The organism is Sphingopyxis sp. 2PD (genome assembly GCF_005503695.1).
Lineage (GTDB): Bacteria > Pseudomonadota > Alphaproteobacteria > Sphingomonadales > Sphingomonadaceae > Sphingopyxis.
Window position 1 is genome coordinate 95,079 of record NZ_SCMU01000009.1, and the last position, 15,831, is coordinate 110,909.

Annotated in this window: 13 protein-coding genes; 12 read left to right on the top strand and 1 reads right to left on the bottom strand. The window is 65.5% G+C overall.

The window, feature by feature from the left end; translation table 11 throughout:
• Window positions 1–19: 19 nt before the first annotated feature.
• Window positions 20–1,687, bottom strand: coding sequence for a long-chain-fatty-acid--CoA ligase (locus tag FFS18_RS09310; RefSeq protein ID WP_137870573.1), 1,668 nt, complete (start codon window positions 1,685–1,687; stop codon window positions 20–22).
• A gap of 134 nt (window positions 1,688–1,821) precedes the next feature.
• Here FFS18_RS09310 and FFS18_RS09315 point away from each other — a divergent pair, with 134 nt between their 5' ends.
• The 12 genes from FFS18_RS09315 (at window position 1,822) to FFS18_RS09370 (ending at window position 15,828) form a co-directional block, all read left to right on the top strand.
• Window positions 1,822–2,376: a hypothetical protein gene (locus FFS18_RS09315; protein WP_137870574.1), complete on the top strand. Its 555-nt coding sequence runs from the start codon at window positions 1,822–1,824 to the stop codon at window positions 2,374–2,376.
• A gap of 36 nt (window positions 2,377–2,412) precedes the next feature.
• Entirely contained in the window at window positions 2,413–4,236 is a 1,824-nt protein-coding gene (gene pabB / locus FFS18_RS09320) for an aminodeoxychorismate synthase component I (protein WP_171005270.1), read from the top strand.
• 161 nt (window positions 4,237–4,397) lie between these two features.
• The gene (locus FFS18_RS09325) at window positions 4,398–5,609 is read left to right on the top strand and encodes a pyridoxal phosphate-dependent aminotransferase (protein ID WP_137870575.1); all 1,212 of its coding nucleotides are present in this window, start codon (window positions 4,398–4,400) and stop codon (window positions 5,607–5,609) included.
• A gap of 368 nt (window positions 5,610–5,977) precedes the next feature.
• Window positions 5,978–6,667 carry a peptide-methionine (S)-S-oxide reductase MsrA gene (msrA, locus tag FFS18_RS09330; RefSeq protein ID WP_137870576.1) on the top strand — a complete coding sequence of 230 codons (690 nt, stop codon included), beginning with the start codon at window positions 5,978–5,980 and terminating at the stop codon, window positions 6,665–6,667.
• A 127-nt stretch (window positions 6,668–6,794) separates the two neighbouring features.
• Complete coding sequence (locus tag FFS18_RS09335; protein ID WP_137870577.1) at window positions 6,795–7,952, top strand: serine hydrolase; 1,158 nt, start codon at window positions 6,795–6,797, stop codon at window positions 7,950–7,952.
• 6 nt (window positions 7,953–7,958) lie between these two features.
• Complete coding sequence (locus FFS18_RS09340) at window positions 7,959–8,264, top strand: hypothetical protein (protein WP_120217254.1); 306 nt, start codon at window positions 7,959–7,961, stop codon at window positions 8,262–8,264.
• 215 nt (window positions 8,265–8,479) lie between these two features.
• Entirely contained in the window at window positions 8,480–9,685 is a 1,206-nt protein-coding gene (gene sucC, locus FFS18_RS09345) for an ADP-forming succinate--CoA ligase subunit beta (protein ID WP_137870578.1), read from the top strand.
• A 234-nt stretch (window positions 9,686–9,919) separates the two neighbouring features.
• Window positions 9,920–10,669 (top strand): electron transfer flavoprotein subunit beta/FixA family protein, encoded by a 750-nt coding sequence (locus FFS18_RS09350; protein WP_137870579.1) that lies wholly within the window; start codon window positions 9,920–9,922, stop codon window positions 10,667–10,669.
• Complete coding sequence (locus FFS18_RS09355; protein ID WP_137870580.1) at window positions 10,666–11,595, top strand: electron transfer flavoprotein subunit alpha/FixB family protein; 930 nt, start codon at window positions 10,666–10,668, stop codon at window positions 11,593–11,595. The genes FFS18_RS09350 and FFS18_RS09355 overlap by 4 nt, the downstream gene beginning before the upstream one ends.
• A 13-nt stretch (window positions 11,596–11,608) precedes the next feature.
• On the top strand, window positions 11,609–12,961 hold the full coding sequence (locus FFS18_RS09360) for a DUF389 domain-containing protein (RefSeq protein WP_137870581.1): 1,353 nt from the start codon (window positions 11,609–11,611) through the stop codon (window positions 12,959–12,961).
• A 110-nt stretch (window positions 12,962–13,071) separates the two neighbouring features.
• Window positions 13,072–14,415 (top strand): phosphotransferase family protein, encoded by a 1,344-nt coding sequence (locus FFS18_RS09365; protein WP_137870582.1) that lies wholly within the window; start codon window positions 13,072–13,074, stop codon window positions 14,413–14,415.
• A gap of 93 nt (window positions 14,416–14,508) precedes the next feature.
• Window positions 14,509–15,828, top strand: a complete 1,320-nt coding sequence (locus tag FFS18_RS09370) for an acyl-CoA dehydrogenase family protein (RefSeq protein WP_137870583.1) — start codon at window positions 14,509–14,511, stop codon at window positions 15,826–15,828.
• The last annotated feature ends 3 nt before the right edge of the window (window positions 15,829–15,831 follow it).

Genomic DNA, 15,831 nt, shown 5'->3' on the forward strand with positions numbered 1-15,831 from the left:
CAGCGGACGGCGGAGGCGGTCAGGCGCCTTCCTCGGCCCTGAGTGCCTTGCGATCGAGCTTGCCAATCATCGTCTTGGGCAGGTTGAGGCGGACTTCGACCGCTTTCACGCGCTCATGCTTGCCAAGCTGCGGGTTGAGCCAGGCGGCAAGCGCCTCGCCCGACACGTCATATCCTTCCTCCAGCGTCACGAACGCCTTGGGCGCTTCGCCGCGATAGGCGTCGGGGACGCCGAGCACGATCGCTTCCTTGACCGCGGGATGTTCGTAAAGATGCGCCTCGATCACGCTCGGATAGACTTTGAACCCGCCGACCGCGATCATGTCCTTCAGCCGATCGACGATGCGGATATAGCCGCCCTCCTCGACCACCGCGACGTCGCCGGTGCGCAGCCAGCCGTCGGCGGTGAAGCTGTCGAGATCGGCGTCGGGACGGTTCCAATAGCCCTGCATGATCTGCGGCCCCTTGACCGCGAGCTCGCCGGGTTCGCCCGCCGGCGCAGCTTTGGCGGGGTCTTCCTTGTCGAGCAGGCGGATGTGGGTGGCGGGGAGGGGCTGGCCGATCGTGCCGGCACGGACCGGGCCGTCATAGGGGTTGGTCGCGACGACGCCCGAGCTTTCGGTCAGGCCATAGCCCTCGACCAGCGAGGCGCCGGTCGCTGCGGTGAATTTCTCGCGCAGTTCGGCGGGCATCGGCGCGCCGCCCGAAATGCAGATGCGCAAGGACGAAAAATCGGTCTTGGCGAGGTCGGGATGGTCGAGCAGCGCCTGATACATCGTCGGCACCCCGGGCAGCGCAGTGGTGCGCGTGCGGGTGATCGCGGCCAGCGCCTGCTTGGCGTCGAAGCGCGGCAGCATCGTGATCGAGCCGCCGTTGAGGACAGTGCGGTTGAGGACGCAGGTGTTGGCAAAGACGTGAAAGAAGGGAAGGACGCCGAGGATGCGATCGTCGGCATCATGGTCGGGATCGATTGCATTCACCTGCCGCGCGTTGGCGGTGAGATTCTGGTGCGTCAGCTTCGCGCCCTTGGGGGTGCCGGTGGTGCCGCCGGTATATTGGATCAGTGCGATGTCGCGTTCGGGATCGATCGCGACCGTATCGGGGCGCCCGTCGTTGGCGATCAGCGCCGAAAAACGGACGATGCGCGGATCGGCGGGGATGGGAGCGATGTCGGCGCGCTTGAACAATCGGTAGAGCGCCGATTTGGCGGCGGAGAGACCGCCCGCGACCGAGCCGACGACGAGCCGCTGGAGGCTCGACCCGTCGAGCACTTTCAATGCGGTCGGCAGCAGCGCCGCGGCGCTGACGGTGAACAGCGTGTCGGTCCCCGAATCCTCGACCTGATCCTCGAGCTCGCGCGCCGTGTAGAGCGGCGAGAAATTGACCACCGTCGCGCCGATCGCCAGCGCGCCATAATAGGCCGCGACATAATGCGGCACATTGGGCAGGAACAGCCCGACGCGGCTGCCCTTGGCGATCCCCAGCTGCTGCAGCCCGCGCGCCACCCGCGCCGCGCCCCGCGCGACTTCGGCATAGCTGAAGCGGCGGCCCATGAAGTCGAGCATGGCGGCATCCCCGCGCCGCGCCACGCTGGCGGCGAGCATGTCGGGAAGCGAAAGCGGCGCGAATGACTGGTCCCAGGCCGTCGGATGCTGATAGTCGGTCGACCAGGAATATTCGCTAGGCATCGCCGGTAAAAATCCTCTCATCCTGATGGCTTTCCTGACACTAGGGTCAGTAAGCCGACATCGCAACCGGGCGTGCTTGCGGCGCGCGGTCGGCGCCGCTAGGCAGGGCCATCTTTCTCGCCAGGGGTTTTGCCATGTTGCAGCTGTCGTCGCGCATTGCCGTATCACTCGCCATCCTTGCCGGTGCCGCGGCGCTGCCTGCGGCCGCGAAGGACAAGGCGCCGCCGCCGCGCCCGGCGCAGATCCAGGAACTTTACGCGTGCCGCGACATCGCCGATGCCGCCGCGCGGTTGGCCTGTTTCGACCGCGAGGTCGGCGAACTGTCGGCTGCCGATACGGCGCGCGAGATCACCTTTGCGGACCGCGCAACGATGAAAAAGGCGCGGCGCGGGCTGTTCGGTTTTTCGCTGCCCAATCTCGGCAGCCTGTTCGGCGGTGATGATGACGACGATAAAGACGAAGACAAGATCACCGCGATCGACACGACGATCGAATCGGTGTCGATGGATCGATCGGGCAAATATCGGCTGACGGTCGAGGGCGGCGCGGTGTGGGTGCAGATCGACGGCGTCGGATCGGTCCGCGAACCGCGCGTCGGCGACAAGATCAACATCAAGGCGGCGGCGATGGGCAGCTATTTTGCCAAGATCGAGGGACAGCGGCCGTTCCGCATGCGCCGCGAACGCTGACGCCGATCGCCCATAGCTGCGATTGGCCGGGCGCCGATGCCGGATAGTGCTGCCATCCCCACGCCGGGTGTCGGCGCGTCGCCGTTCGTGCTGCTCGACGATGCCCGGACGCGCGGCGCGGCGCCGGCGCGGCTGTTCACCAATCCGGTCGATCTATTGGCCGCCGAAAAGCCGCATGACGTCCCGGCGCTGCTGGGCGCGATCGAGCGCGCAACGGCGCGGGGTCTCTATGTCGCCGGTTATCTGACGTATGAAGCCGGGCAGGGGCTCAGCACCGCGTGGCGGGGACCGCAGGTTGAGGGCGCGAGCGACGGGCCGCTCGGCTGGTTTGGGTTGTTCGAGACGGTCGAACGGATCGATGCCGATGCAGTGCCGGGGCGGCTGCCTGATCCCGCCAGCGCGTGGATCGGCGCGATGATGCCGCGGGTGGCGCGCGCCGACTATATCGCCGCGGTCGAAGCGGTGCTCGCCTATATCGCCGCGGGCGACATTTATCAGGCGAACCTGACCTTTCGCGCCGACGTGCCGGTGCTGGGCAATCCGCTGGCGATCCATGCGCGGCTTCGGCAGACGGCGCGCGCGGGCTATGGCGGGGTGATCTGGACCGGCGACCGCGCGATCGTGTCGCATTCGCCCGAGCTGTTCTTCGTGCTGCGCGACGGCCAGGTGATGGCGCGGCCGATGAAGGGCACCGCGGCGCGGCTGCCCGATAGCGATGCCGACGCGGCAGCGGCGCGCACGCTGGCCGAGGATCCCAAGCAACGCGCCGAAAATCTGATGATCGTCGATCTGATCCGCAACGATCTGTCGCGCGTCGCGGTGCCGGGTTCGGTGGCGGTTCCCGACCTGTTTCGCGTCGAAAGCTTTCCGACGATCCACCAGCTGGTGTCCGATGTCAGCGCGCGCCTTCCCGAAGGCATTGGCGCGGTCGATGTCCTGCGTGCCGCCTTTCCGTGCGGGTCGATCACCGGCGCCCCCAAGGTCCGGGCGATGGAAATCATCGACGAATTGGAGGTGGGGGCACGCGGGCTGTACACCGGGTCGATCGGCTTTATCGAACCGGGCGGCGACGCGGCGTTCAATGTGGCGATCCGCACGCTGGTGTTCCCCCGCGCCAATGGCTTGCAAGAAGGCGCAAATCGCGCCACGCTGGGATTGGGTTCGGGAATTGTTGCCGACAGCGGGCCGGCTGACGAATGGCGTGAATGTCTGGCAAAGGGGGAGTTTGTGGGGGCAGCGGGGGCGCATTTCGACCTGATCGAAACCATGTTCTTTGATCCCGTCGAAGGGGTCCAGCGGCTGGAAGGGCATTTGGCGCGGATGAAGGCGAGCGCCGAAACGCTGGGCTTCCGGTTCGACCGGCACGGCGCGCGCAACAGCCTGCAATCGGCGACCTTTCGCTTGCGCAGCGCGGCGCGGGTGCGGATGCGGCTGGCGCCGTCGGGCGCGCTGGCGGTCGAGGTGTCGCCGCTGCCGCGACTGGCCGAACTGCCGGTGCCGGTGGCAGTGTGCCCGGCGCCGCTGGCGGCTGACGATTTTCGCCTGAATCACAAGACCAGCCAGCGCGCCGCCTATGACGATGCACGCAAGGAAAGCGGCGCCGTCGAGGTCGTGTTTGTCGACGAACCGGGTTTTGTCACCGAGGGCAGCTGGAGCAATATCTTTGTCGAACGCGACGGCCAGCTGCTGACCCCGCCGCTGGCATTGGGGCTGCTTCCCGGCGTGCTGCGCGCCGAGCTGATCGACAAGGGCCGCGCGGTCGAATCGCATCTGCGACTGGCCGATCTGGCGAACGGCTTCTTTATCGGCAATTCGCTGCGCGGGCTCGTCCCGGCGCGGCTGGTCGAGGCCGAAGGCTGAAGCGCCAACTCCTCCCCTGAAGGGGAGGGGCTTTTTTGACGCTGCATAGCTAATTTGTCCCACGCTGCGCTTGCGAATTCGGGGCGGAGGCTTTAGGCGCGGCCGCGCGCAATTCCCTGTCAAATCGCCGCCTGTCCGCGCAAGCCACGGAAAGAAGTCCCATGTCGCTGAAGCCGCATATCTCCGCTGCCCTCAACCGCATCCAGCCGTCGGCGACGCTCGCGATGACCGCGCGCGTATCGGCGCTGAAAGCCGCGGGCGTCGATGTGATTGGGCTCAGCGCGGGCGAGCCCGATTTCGACACCCCCGATTTCGTCAAGGAAGCAGCGATCGAGGCGATCCGGGGTGGCCAAACCAAATATACTTTGGTCGATGGCACGGTGGCGCTGAAGGAAGCGATCCGCGGTAAGTTCCGCCGCGACAACGGGCTCGATTTCGGGCTCGACCAGATCACGGTCAACGTCGGCGGCAAGCACACCTTGTTCAACGCGCTGGTCGCGACCGTCGACAAGGGCGACGAGGTCATCATCCCTGCGCCCTATTGGGTGAGCTATCCCGATATTGTCGCTTTCGCGGGCGGCAAGCCCGTGGTCATCGAGGGCAGCGCGGCGCAGAATTACAAGATCACCCCGGCGCAGCTCGACGCCGCCATCACCCCGAAAACCCGCTGGGTGATGCTCAATTCGCCGTCGAACCCGTCGGGCGCGGCCTATTCGGGTGAGGAGCTCGACGCGCTGGGCGAAGTCATCCGCCGCCACCCCCATGTGATGGTGATGACCGACGATATGTACGAGCATGTCTGGTACGCCGATTTCGAATTTTCGACCTTTGCCCAGCGTTGCCCCGACCTGATCGACCGCATCCTGACCGTGAACGGCTGTTCGAAAGCCTATGCGATGACCGGCTGGCGCATCGGTTACGCGGGCGGTCCGGCCTGGCTGATCAAGGCGATGGGCAAATTGCAGTCGCAATCGACGTCGAACCCCTGCTCGATCGCGCAGGCCGCCGCCGCCGCCGCGCTCGGCGGGCCGCAGCAGTTCCTCGACGACCGCAATGCGGCGTTCAAGAAACGCCGCGACATGGTGGTCGCGATGCTCAACGATGCGCCGGGGCTCAATTGCCCGACCCCCGACGGCGCCTTTTACGTCTATCCCGACGCCAGCGGCTGCATCGGCAAGACGACACCCGACGGCAAGCTGATCGACAGCGACGAAGCGCTGATCGACTATTTCCTCGACAGCGCCAAGGTCGCCGCGGTGCATGGCGCCGCCTTTGGCCTGTCGCCCGCGTTCCGCGTTTCCTATGCAACGTCGGAAACGGTGCTCAAGGAAGCCTGCGTGCGCATCCAGCAGGCGTGCGCCGCGCTGCGCTGACGCTCTCCATTATAGTCATCCCGGCCTTCGCCGGGATGACGAAAAATGCACCCGCACGAGAATTCTGTACCGACCGGTCTTGTAATGCCGGTGGCGGAGCCTATCTGCACCTGAACGGCGGTTAAGCGCCCGGTTCACCGGATAGTAAGCCATCCTGTTTAGGGTGACGGACATCACTGCACGGCTGGTCGGGGCGCGCCATATCGTCGGTGTAACCAAAGCGGCGTTGGCCGCGAACGCTATAAATGAAAAAAGAGGCTCCCCATGCTCAATCTTTTCCGCTCCGACTGGTTTTTGTCGATGCTCGCCGGCTTTGCGATCGGCGCCACCTACATCGTGCTGAATCAGCCCGCGCTGCCGATCCCGGCATGAAGCAAACGGGCGGCGCACCTTTCTATCGAATCGTTGCGGCGCTTGCAGCGGGCGCGCTCGTCGCCCAATGCGCCCCGGCGCAGGCCGAAAGCGTCGTCAAACTACCCGCCGCTGTCGTCGACCCTGCGGTCAAAGGCAAGCGTGCCACCGCCATGCTGGCGGGCGGCTGTTTCTGGGGCGTCGAGGGCGTGTTTGCCAACGTCAAAGGCGTGATCTCGGTCGAATCGGGCTATCATGGCGGCAGCGCCGCGACCGCGAAATATGAACTGACGCATGACGGCAAGTCGGGCCATGCCGAAGCGGTGCGGATTGTCTATGATCCGACGCAGGTCAGCTACGGCAGCTTGCTGCGCGTCCTGTTTTCGGTGATCGCCGACCCGACCTTGAAGAACCGTCAGGGGCCTGACGTGGGATCGCAATATCGCGCCGCGATCGTCCCGCTCGATGCGACCCAGCGCCAGGTCGCGATCGCTTATCTGGCGCAGATCGGCAAGGGAAAATATTTCGCGCGGCCGATCGTGGTCCCGGTCGAAAGCTACAAGCGTTTCTATCGCGCCGAGCCCAATCACCAGGATTTCATGCGCCGCAACCCGTCGAACGGCTATATCATGCGCTGGGATGCCCCCAAGCTGGCGGCGTTCAAGCGGTTGTTTCCGGCCATGGTGCGCGCCACCCCGGCGCCCTGACGTCCCCATGGTTCCGCCACTCGTCGCGCGGGAGGAATCATTCGTCGCAAACGACTAGCCCGCCTTGCCCGCCTGCGAGACCAGATGGTTCGGGGATTTTGTACAAGTCGCAGGTTGCGGGGTTTTCATGAAGTTTGCGTTCTCGGGTCGGCCGCTTCTCGCCATGACGATGAGCGCCGCGGTGCTCGCCGGTTGCGTCAGCAGCGCGGCGGTGGTCCCGACGCCGCGGACCCAGGCCGCCACACCGCGCCCGGCGGCCACGCCGCGCCCGGCGGGATCGGTAACCGTGCCGATCGGCCAGCCGGTGCGATCGACGATGCCGCGTCCCGCGGGTCCGCTCGATCCCGGCTTTCGCCGTCCGCCCGCGGGTCTAGCCGAGCGGATCAATTTCCTGTGGCGCGGCTTTCCGGGCAAGACCGGGATCGCGGTCCAGCGCATCGACGGCGAATGGGCGATTGCCGAGCGTGGCGGCGAGCTGTTTCCCCAGCAGAGCGTGTCGAAATTGTGGGTGGCGCTGACCGCGCTCGATGCCGTCGATCAGGGCCGCGTGCGGCTCGACCAGCAGGTGCGGATCGGCCCCGAGGATCTGACGCTGTTTTACCAGCCGCTCGCGGCGCGCGTCCGCGCCCAGGGTTCGGTCACGATGACGCTTCGGCAGCTCATTGAAACCGCGATCACCCAAAGCGACAATACCGCGAACGACAGCGTGCTGCGCACGGTCGGCGGTCCGGGTGCGGTGCGGGCCTATATGGCGAAGAAGGATCTGGGCGCGATCCGCTTTGGCCCCGGTGAACGCTCGCTGCAAAGCGGGATTGCCGGAATGGGCTGGCAGCAAAGCTATTCGGTCGGGCGCAATTTCGAAACCGCGCGCGGCGCGCTGGCGCCGGCGACGCGCCGTGCGGCGATGGACAATTATCTCGCCAATCCGATCGATGGGGCAAGCCCGACGGCAATCGCCAGTGCGCTCACCCGGCTGGCGCGCGGGACGTTGCTCTCGCCCGAATCGACCGAATATCTGCTGGACGTGATGAGCCGTACCAAGAGCGGACCGAAGCGGCTCAAGGCCGGGCTGCCGCCGGGCTGGAAATTCATGCACAAGACGGGAACAGGCCAGAATCTGGGTGGCATGACCGCGGGCTACAACGATATAGGCATCGCCACCGCGCCCGACGGCACCCGCTATGCCATCGTCGTCATGATGGGGACCACCACGTCGCCGATCCCGGCGCGCATGGCGTTGATGCAGGCGGTGTCGAGCGCGGTCGCCGAATTTCATGGAAGATAATCGCTGATGCGTCTTGCTGTTCTATCGCTGTCGCTGTTTGCCTTGGCGGCTTGCGCTACGCCCGAAGCGCGGCTGCGTACCGGGCTGGTCAACGCCGGGCTGTCGCAGCCGATCGCGGCATGCATGGCCGAACGCATGGTCGACCGGCTGTCGCTGCTCCAACTGCGCCGCCTCGGTTCGCTGTCGACGTTGAAGGACAAAAGGATGAGCGATTTGTCGCTGAACCAGTTCCTTCACAAAGTTCGTGCGCTGAAAGACCCGGAGATTTTGACGGTGACCACCAGCTCGGCGGCGCTCTGCGCTTTTCGCTAAAACCGCTGTCGTCATCCGGGCGGCGGTCGGGATCTCGACCTCGCGATAGGACGCAACGATGAGATCCCGGGCTTCGCCGGGATGACGAAGGGATAAGCTTGCTCGCCGCGGCGGATAGAATCTCTTGCTGCCCCGGGACTAGCCTTGCCCGCCGACTTGTGCTTAGGCGGCGCCAATTCTCCCCGCCCCAAGACTCGAAAGGCCCGGCAGACCTCATGAACATCCACGAATATCAGGCGAAAGAACTGCTCGCGAAATTCGGCGTCGCGGTGCCCAAGGGCATTGCCGCGATGAGCGTCGAGGAAGCCGTCGCAGCGGCGAAGCAGCTGCCCGGGCCGCTTTACGTGGTGAAATCGCAGATCCATGCGGGTGGCCGCGGCAAGGGCAAGTTCAAGGAGCTTGGCCCCGATGCGAAGGGCGGCGTCCGCCTCGCCAAGTCGATCGAGGAAGTCGAAGCGCACGCGAAGGACATGCTCGGCAACACGCTGGTGACGATCCAGACCGGCGAAGCCGGCAAGCAGGTCAACCGCCTGTACATCACCGACGGCGCCGACATTAAACAGGAATTCTACCTCGCGCTCCTCGTCGACCGTGCGACCAGCCGAATTGCGGTTGTCGCCTCGACCGAAGGCGGGATGGACATCGAAACCGTCGCGCATGACACGCCGGAAAAGATCCACACGATCACGATCGACCCCGCGACCGGCCTGATGCCGCACCACGGCCGCAGCGTCGCCGCGGCGCTCGGCCTGTCGGGCGATCTCGCGAAGCAGGCGGCCAAGGTTCTGGCGGGGCTGTACGCCGCCTTCCTCGGCACCGATGCCGAACAGATCGAAATCAACCCGCTGGCGGTTTGCGAAGGCGCCAATGGCGACGAACTGCTCGTGCTTGACGCCAAGGTCGGTTTCGACGGCAATGCGATGTTCCGCCACAAGGACATTGCCGAGCTGCGCGACCTGACCGAAGAAGACCCCGCCGAGGTCGAGGCGTCGGAATATGACCTCGCCTATATCAAGCTCGACGGCAACATCGGCTGCATGGTGAACGGCGCAGGGTTGGCGATGGCGACGATGGACATCATCAAGCTCAACGGCGAATTCCCCGCCAACTTCCTCGACGTCGGCGGCGGCGCTTCGAAGGAAAAGGTCACCGCAGCGTTCAAGATCATCCTGAAGGATCCCGCGGTGAAGGGTATCCTCGTCAACATCTTTGGCGGCATCATGAAGTGCGACATCATCGCCGACGGCATCGTCGCGGCGGCGAAGGAAGTGAATCTGTCGGTGCCTTTGGTCGTCCGCCTCGAAGGCACCAACGTCCAGCAGGGCAAGGACATCCTCGCCAATTCGGGGCTGCCGATCGTCGCGGCAAATGATCTGGGCGACGCGGCAAAGAAGATTGTCGCCGAGGTTCGCGCGGCTTGAACTACTCCTCTCCCGCAAGCGGGAGAGGATAGGGAGATTTGGCGGCTTGCCGCCTAGTCGGACTTGGAGTGGGCCAGCGCCGGAGCGGTTGCCCACTCCGCTGCGACTAAGCGGACAAAGTCCGCAAGTCTCGCTGCCTCTCCCGCAAGCGGGAGAGGTGGGACTGCTGGTTGACGTTTACGTAAGCGCGAATTATGGCGCAGTGCACAATTTGTTGAGAGGAGCTTTGAGCCCATGAAAATCCTCGTCCCCGTGAAGCGGGTGCTCGATTATAACGTCAAGCCGCGGGTGAAGTCCGACGGCACCGGCGTCGATCTGGCGAACGTCAAAATGTCGATGAACCCGTTCGACGAGATCGGTGTCGAAGAGGCGATCCGCCTCAAGGAAAAGGGCGTTGCGACCGAGATCGTCGCCGTTTCCGTCGGCCCGGCGAAGGCGCAGGAAACGCTGCGCACCGCGCTCGCGATGGGCGCCGACCGCGCGATCCTCGTCCAGACCGACGACGACGTCGAGCCGCTGGCGCTCGCGAAAATCTTCAAGGCGATCGCCGACGCCGAGCAGCCCGGCCTGGTCATCCTCGGCAAGCAGGCGATCGACGGCGACAACAACCAGACCGGCCAGATGCTCGCCGCGCTGACCGGCTGGGCGCAGGGCACCTTTGCCAGCGCGGTCAACGTCGAGGGTGACCATGTGTCGGTCACCCGCGAAGTCGACGGCGGTCTCGAGACGGTGAAGCTGAAGCTGCCCGCGATCGTTACCACCGACCTGCGTCTGAACGAGCCGCGCTATGCGTCGCTGCCGAACATCATGAAGGCGAAATCGAAGCCGCTCGATACCAAGACCCCGGCCGATTACGGTGTCGATACCGCGCCCCGCGTCAAGACGGTCAAGGTATCGGAGCCGCCCGTCCGCTCGGCGGGTGTCAAGGTCGCCGATGTCGATGAACTGGTTGCCAAGCTCAAGGCGATGGGAGTGCACTCATGAAAACTCTGGTTTGGGTCGAACATGACGGCAAGGCCGTCAAGGACGCCACGCTCGCGGTGGTCACCGCCGCGTCGAAGCTCGGCGAAGTCCATCTGCTCGTCGCCGGTAGCGGCGTCGATGCGGTGGCCCAGGAAGCCGCGCAGATTGCCGGTGTGGGCAAGGTGCATGTCGCCGACAACGCCGCCTTCGATCATAATCTACCCGAAAATGTCGCGCCGCTGGTTGCCGAGCTGATGGCGTCGCATGACGCGTTCCTCGCGCCCGCGACGACCACCGGCAAGAATATCGCGCCGCGCGTCGCTGCGCTGCTCGACGTGATGCAGATTTCGGAAATCCTGTCGGTCGAGGGTCCGAAGACCTTCACCCGCCCGATTTACGCCGGCAACGCGATCGCAACCGTCGAGTCGTCGGACGCGAAGCTGGTCCTGACCGTTCGCGGCACCGCGTTCGACAAGGCCGCCACTTCGGGCGGTTCGGGTACGGTCGAAGCCGTGGGTGCGGGCGGCGACGCCGGCATCTCGAGCTTCGTTGGCGCCGAAATCGCCAAGCAGGATCGTCCTGAGCTGACGTCGGCGAAGATCATTGTGTCGGGTGGCCGCGCGCTGGGTTCGTCCGAGAAATATCAAGAAGTCATCGTCCCGCTCGCCGACAAGCTGAACGCCGCGCTCGGTGCCAGCCGTGCCGCGGTCGATGCGGGCTACGTCCCCAACGACTATCAGGTCGGCCAGACCGGCAAGATCGTCGCGCCGCAGGTGTATTTTGCGATCGGCATCTCGGGCGCGATCCAGCATCTCGCGGGAATGAAGGACAGCAAGACAATCGTCGCGATCAACAAGGACGAAGACGCCCCGATCTTCCAGGTCGCCGACTTCGGCCTCGTCGCCGATCTGTTCAGCGCCGTCCCTGAACTGACCGGCAAGATCTAAAACGGCCCTGCCGATGGCCGGCGACCATCCCGGAGTGCCTGGACTCGGCGACGCCCCGTTCAATGCCGGGGGTCGCCGGTCCACGCGCGCCGCGCCGGGCGGTGTCGACGACGAAGATCCGTCCGCCGAGGACGAAACCCACGGTCGCTCGCTGACGCTGGCCAGCGTCGCGCGCGACGCGCGGCTCGACAAGAAATTCCTGCTGCTCATTACGCTATCGTCGGCGATCGCCACGCTGGGCCTGCTGCAAAGCTCGGCGGCGGTGGTGATCGGGGCAATGCTCGTATCGCCGCTGCTCGGGCCGATCATGGGGGTCGGCTTTGGGCTGGCGACGCTCGAAACCAATCTGATCAAACGGTCGCTGGTGACGATGGCCGCGGGCATGGCGGTCGCGATCATCGTCGCGATGCTGATCATCTGGATGTCTCCGATCCAGGACGTCACGTCCGAACTTCGCGCGCGGACGCAGCCGACCCTGCTCGACCTCGGCGTCGCGGTCGTCGGCGGCATCGCGGGCGTCTATGCGATCATGCGCAAATTGTCGGGGGTGATGGTCGGGGTCGCGATCGCGACCGCGCTGGTTCCGCCGCTGTCGACCGTCGGTTTCGGGCTGGCCACCGGTCGTTTCGACTTTGCGCTGGGCGCCGCGCTGCTGTTCCTGACCAACACGCTGGCGATCGCCTTTGCCGCAACCGCCGTGGCGCGGCTCAACCGCTTCGGGCCGTCGCTGACCCCGCAGCACACCGCGATGCAGGTGATCGGGATCATCGTGACGCTGAGCATATTGTCGATCCCGCTGGCGCTGTCGCTGAACAATATCGCGCGCGAACTGCGCGCGCGTACGACGGTGCAAGCGAAGCTGGATGGCCTGCTGGGCGACGGCGACCGGATCGATACGCTGACCGTGCGGGTCGACAATGACGATATCGCGGTCGATGGGGTCGTGCTGGTCGATCAATATGCCGCGCGCCTGAATCAGCGGCTGGCCAGTAACGTCCGCAGCGAGCTCGACCGCGATGTGCGCGTCAATATCGTCCAGCTGCGCCAGCAGACCAATGCCGCGGTGCAGTTTGAGGAGCGACTCAACCAGCGGATTGCGACGCTGGAACAGCGCGAGGCCGACAGCCGGAATATCCTGTCCGGGCTGACCGTTGGCGAACTCGTCCGCCGCGACCGGGTGCTGATCGACGCGCAGGCGCGCCGCGTCGTCGTCCAGCGCGATCGCGAGGCGGAGGGCGAACAGGTCGCCGACGCGATCGATCGGATCATCGCGTCGGTGCAGGCGGATTTTCCGCAATGGCTGATCCAGAATGGCGCCCTGACGGCGGCCGAGAGCCCGCCAGCCGCGGAGGCCGTAGCCGAGTAGCGCCGAGCGCGCGCTGTTCGCGCCAAGGCCGCAATCGTCTGTGGGCCGAAGCCGATCCTTGGCACAAATGGCAGCTTGCCGTTTACGTAAACTGTAAGCACTATTGCCCGATGATCGACCTGAGTCACGCGCTGTCGGGCTTCATGCGCCGCATTGCCGGTCCCGGTGAATTGGCCGGCCTCGTTCGCCTGTCGGGCGGGGCGAATATGGAAAGCTGGGCGTTCGAGTGGGCGGGCGGCGCTTATGTGCTGCGGCGCGCGCCGTCGGCGGATTATATGGCCGGGCGCCCCTATGGCCATGCCGACGAGGCGGCGCTGGTGATCGCCGCCCATGCGGCAGGGGTGAAGGCGCCCGAGGTTGTCGGCGTGTTGTCCGATGGTGACGGCATGGGCACCGGCTATGTGATGCGGCGGGTGATTGCCGAGGTGAGCCCGGCGAAGATATTGGCCGATCCGCCGCTGTCGCTATTGGCCGACTTGGGGCGCGAGCTGGCGCGGATCCACGCCATTCCTGCCGAAACCATGCCCGCCGCGATCCCGCTGATGGACACCGCCGCGGCGCTGGCCGAGCTGAAAGCGCGCTATGCCGACTATGGCGGCGACCGGCCGGTGATCGCGCTCGCGATCAAATGGTGCGAGGATCATCTGCCGCCGCCCGCCGACCCGGTGCTGGTGCATGGCGATTACCGGATGGGCAATGTCATGGTCGACGCGGACGGGCTGGCCGTCGTGCTTGACTGGGAACTGGCGCATCGCGGCGATGCGCATGAAGATCTGGCCTTCGGATGCATGACGGTGTGGCGGTTCGGACGGATCGATCACCCGGCGTTCGGCGTCGGCAGCGTCGACGATTATTTCGCGGCCTATGAAGCCGCGGGCGGGGCGCGGGTCGATCGCGACCGCTTCCACTTTTGGCTCGTCTATCGCACCCTGTGGTGGGCGCTCGGCTGCTTGCAGATGGGGCAGGCTTGGCGCAGCGGCGCCGATCCGACGGTCGAGCGTGTCGTCGTCGGCCGGCGCACCGCCGAACAGGAGCTGGACCTGTTGTTGCTGCTGGAAACCGAAGCGCCTGCGGCGGAACGCACCCGCTCCTTGCCGCCCGCGCCGCCGCCAGCCGCAGCGCCGACCGGCGAGCCGACCGGCCGCGAGATGGTGCAGGCGGTGCGCGACTGGCTGGCCGAGGAGATCAAACCGGCGGCAGAGGGTCATGGCAAGTTTCAGGTCGCGGTCGCGATGAATGCGCTCGGCATCGTGATGCGCGATCTGGACGCGGGCGTGCGCGCGGAGGACAAGGCGCTTGCCGATCGCTTGCTCGGCGGCGCGGTGACGCTCGCCGAACCGGGCCTGCTCGTACGACTGCGCCGCGCGGTGCTCGATAAATGCGCGGTCGACAGCCCCAAATATGCTGCGCTCGCGCGGGCCGAAACGCTGTGGACAGTTGATCTAGCCCCGTAGCTCTGAGCCTGTCGAAGGGCGCTTATCGGATAGGCGCCCTTCGACAAGCTCAGGGCTACGGTTCACTCTTGGAATCGAACAGAGAGGATCGTCATGGACTTCGCTATACCGACCGACCTGCAGGCGTATCTGGACGAACTCGATGCCTTTATCGAGGCGGAGATCAAGCCGCTCGAGGATGCCGACGACAATATCCGTTTCTTCGACCACCGCCGCGAGCACAGCCGCACCGACTGGGACAATCAGGGGCTCCCGCGCCACGAGTGGGAACAGCTTCTGCGCGCCGCGACGCGCAAGGCGGACGCGGCAGGGCACTGGCGCTTTTCGGCGCCGCAGAAATATGGCGGCAAGGACGGCTCGAACCTGTGGATGGCTGTGATCCGCGAGCATTTCGCGGCCAAGGGGCTGGGCCTCCACAACGATCTGCAGAACGAGCACAGCATCGTCGGCAATTTCCCCTTTGTGGAGATGTTCGAGCAGTTTGCGACGAGCGAGGAGCAGAAGCAGGAGTTCATCCTCGGCGGGTTCGAGGGCAAGCGCCGCACCGCGTTCGGGCTGACCGAGCCCGAACATGGCAGCGACGCGACGCATATGGAAACGCGCACCGTCCGCGAAAACCGCGACGGGGTCGAGGGCTGGCGGATCAACGGGCGCAAGATGTGGATCACCGGCATGCACGTCGCGACCCACTGTGCGACCTTCTGCCGTACGGACGGTCAGGATGGCGACGCGAAGGGGATCACCTGCCTGCTGGTGCCGACGGGAACGCCGGGGATGAGCGTCGACGAATATATGTGGACCTTCAACATGCCGACCGACCATCCGCGGATGACATTCGACAATGTGTGGGTACCGGATAGTGCAAGGCTTGGTCCGGTCGGCGGCGGGCTGTCGATTGCGCAGAGCTTTGTCCACCAGAACCGCATCCGGCAGGCGGCGTCATCGCTGGGCGCCGCGGTGTTCTGCATTGAGGAAAGCGTCAAATATGCGCGTGCGCGCAAGCCCTTCGGCGAAGCGCTGGCGAAGAACCAGGCGATCCAGTTCCCGCTCGTCGAGCTGGCGACGCAGGCCGAAATGCTGCGCCTGCTGATCCGCAAAACCGCGTGGGACATGGACAACACCCCGCACAAGGAGATCGAGCATACGCTGTCGGACAAGGTCAGCATGTGCAATTACTGGGCGAACCGCCTCTGCTGCGAAGCCGCCGACCGTGCGATGCAGGTTCATGGCGGCATCGGCTATTCGCGCCACAAGCCGTTCGAGCATATCTACCGCCACCACCGCCGCTATCGCATCACCGAGGGGGCGGAGGAGATCCAGATGCGCAAGGTCGCGGCGTATCTGTTCGGCTATCTGGGGCCGCGGCGGGGGAGTTGGGCTGATGCTTCCCCCTCCCTGCAAGGGAGGGGTTAGGGG

Excerpts from the sequence above, each read along its gene's own strand:
- FFS18_RS09310 (WP_137870573.1), bottom strand. The coding sequence starts at position 1,687 with ATGCCTAGCGAATATTCCTGGTCGACCGACTATCAGCATCCGACGGCC.
- FFS18_RS09315 (WP_137870574.1), top strand. The coding sequence starts at position 1,822 with ATGTTGCAGCTGTCGTCGCGCATTGCCGTATCACTCGCCATCCTTGCC.
- pabB (WP_171005270.1), top strand. The coding sequence starts at position 2,413 with ATGCCGGATAGTGCTGCCATCCCCACGCCGGGTGTCGGCGCGTCGCCG.
- FFS18_RS09325 (WP_137870575.1), top strand. The coding sequence starts at position 4,398 with ATGTCGCTGAAGCCGCATATCTCCGCTGCCCTCAACCGCATCCAGCCG.
- msrA (WP_137870576.1), top strand. The coding sequence starts at position 5,978 with ATGAAGCAAACGGGCGGCGCACCTTTCTATCGAATCGTTGCGGCGCTT.
- FFS18_RS09335 (WP_137870577.1), top strand. The coding sequence starts at position 6,795 with ATGAAGTTTGCGTTCTCGGGTCGGCCGCTTCTCGCCATGACGATGAGC.
- FFS18_RS09340 (WP_120217254.1), top strand. The coding sequence starts at position 7,959 with ATGCGTCTTGCTGTTCTATCGCTGTCGCTGTTTGCCTTGGCGGCTTGC.
- sucC (WP_137870578.1), top strand. The coding sequence starts at position 8,480 with ATGAACATCCACGAATATCAGGCGAAAGAACTGCTCGCGAAATTCGGC.
- FFS18_RS09350 (WP_137870579.1), top strand. The coding sequence starts at position 9,920 with ATGAAAATCCTCGTCCCCGTGAAGCGGGTGCTCGATTATAACGTCAAG.
- FFS18_RS09355 (WP_137870580.1), top strand. The coding sequence starts at position 10,666 with ATGAAAACTCTGGTTTGGGTCGAACATGACGGCAAGGCCGTCAAGGAC.
- FFS18_RS09360 (WP_137870581.1), top strand. The coding sequence starts at position 11,609 with ATGGCCGGCGACCATCCCGGAGTGCCTGGACTCGGCGACGCCCCGTTC.
- FFS18_RS09365 (WP_137870582.1), top strand. The coding sequence starts at position 13,072 with ATGATCGACCTGAGTCACGCGCTGTCGGGCTTCATGCGCCGCATTGCC.
- FFS18_RS09370 (WP_137870583.1), top strand. The coding sequence starts at position 14,509 with ATGGACTTCGCTATACCGACCGACCTGCAGGCGTATCTGGACGAACTC.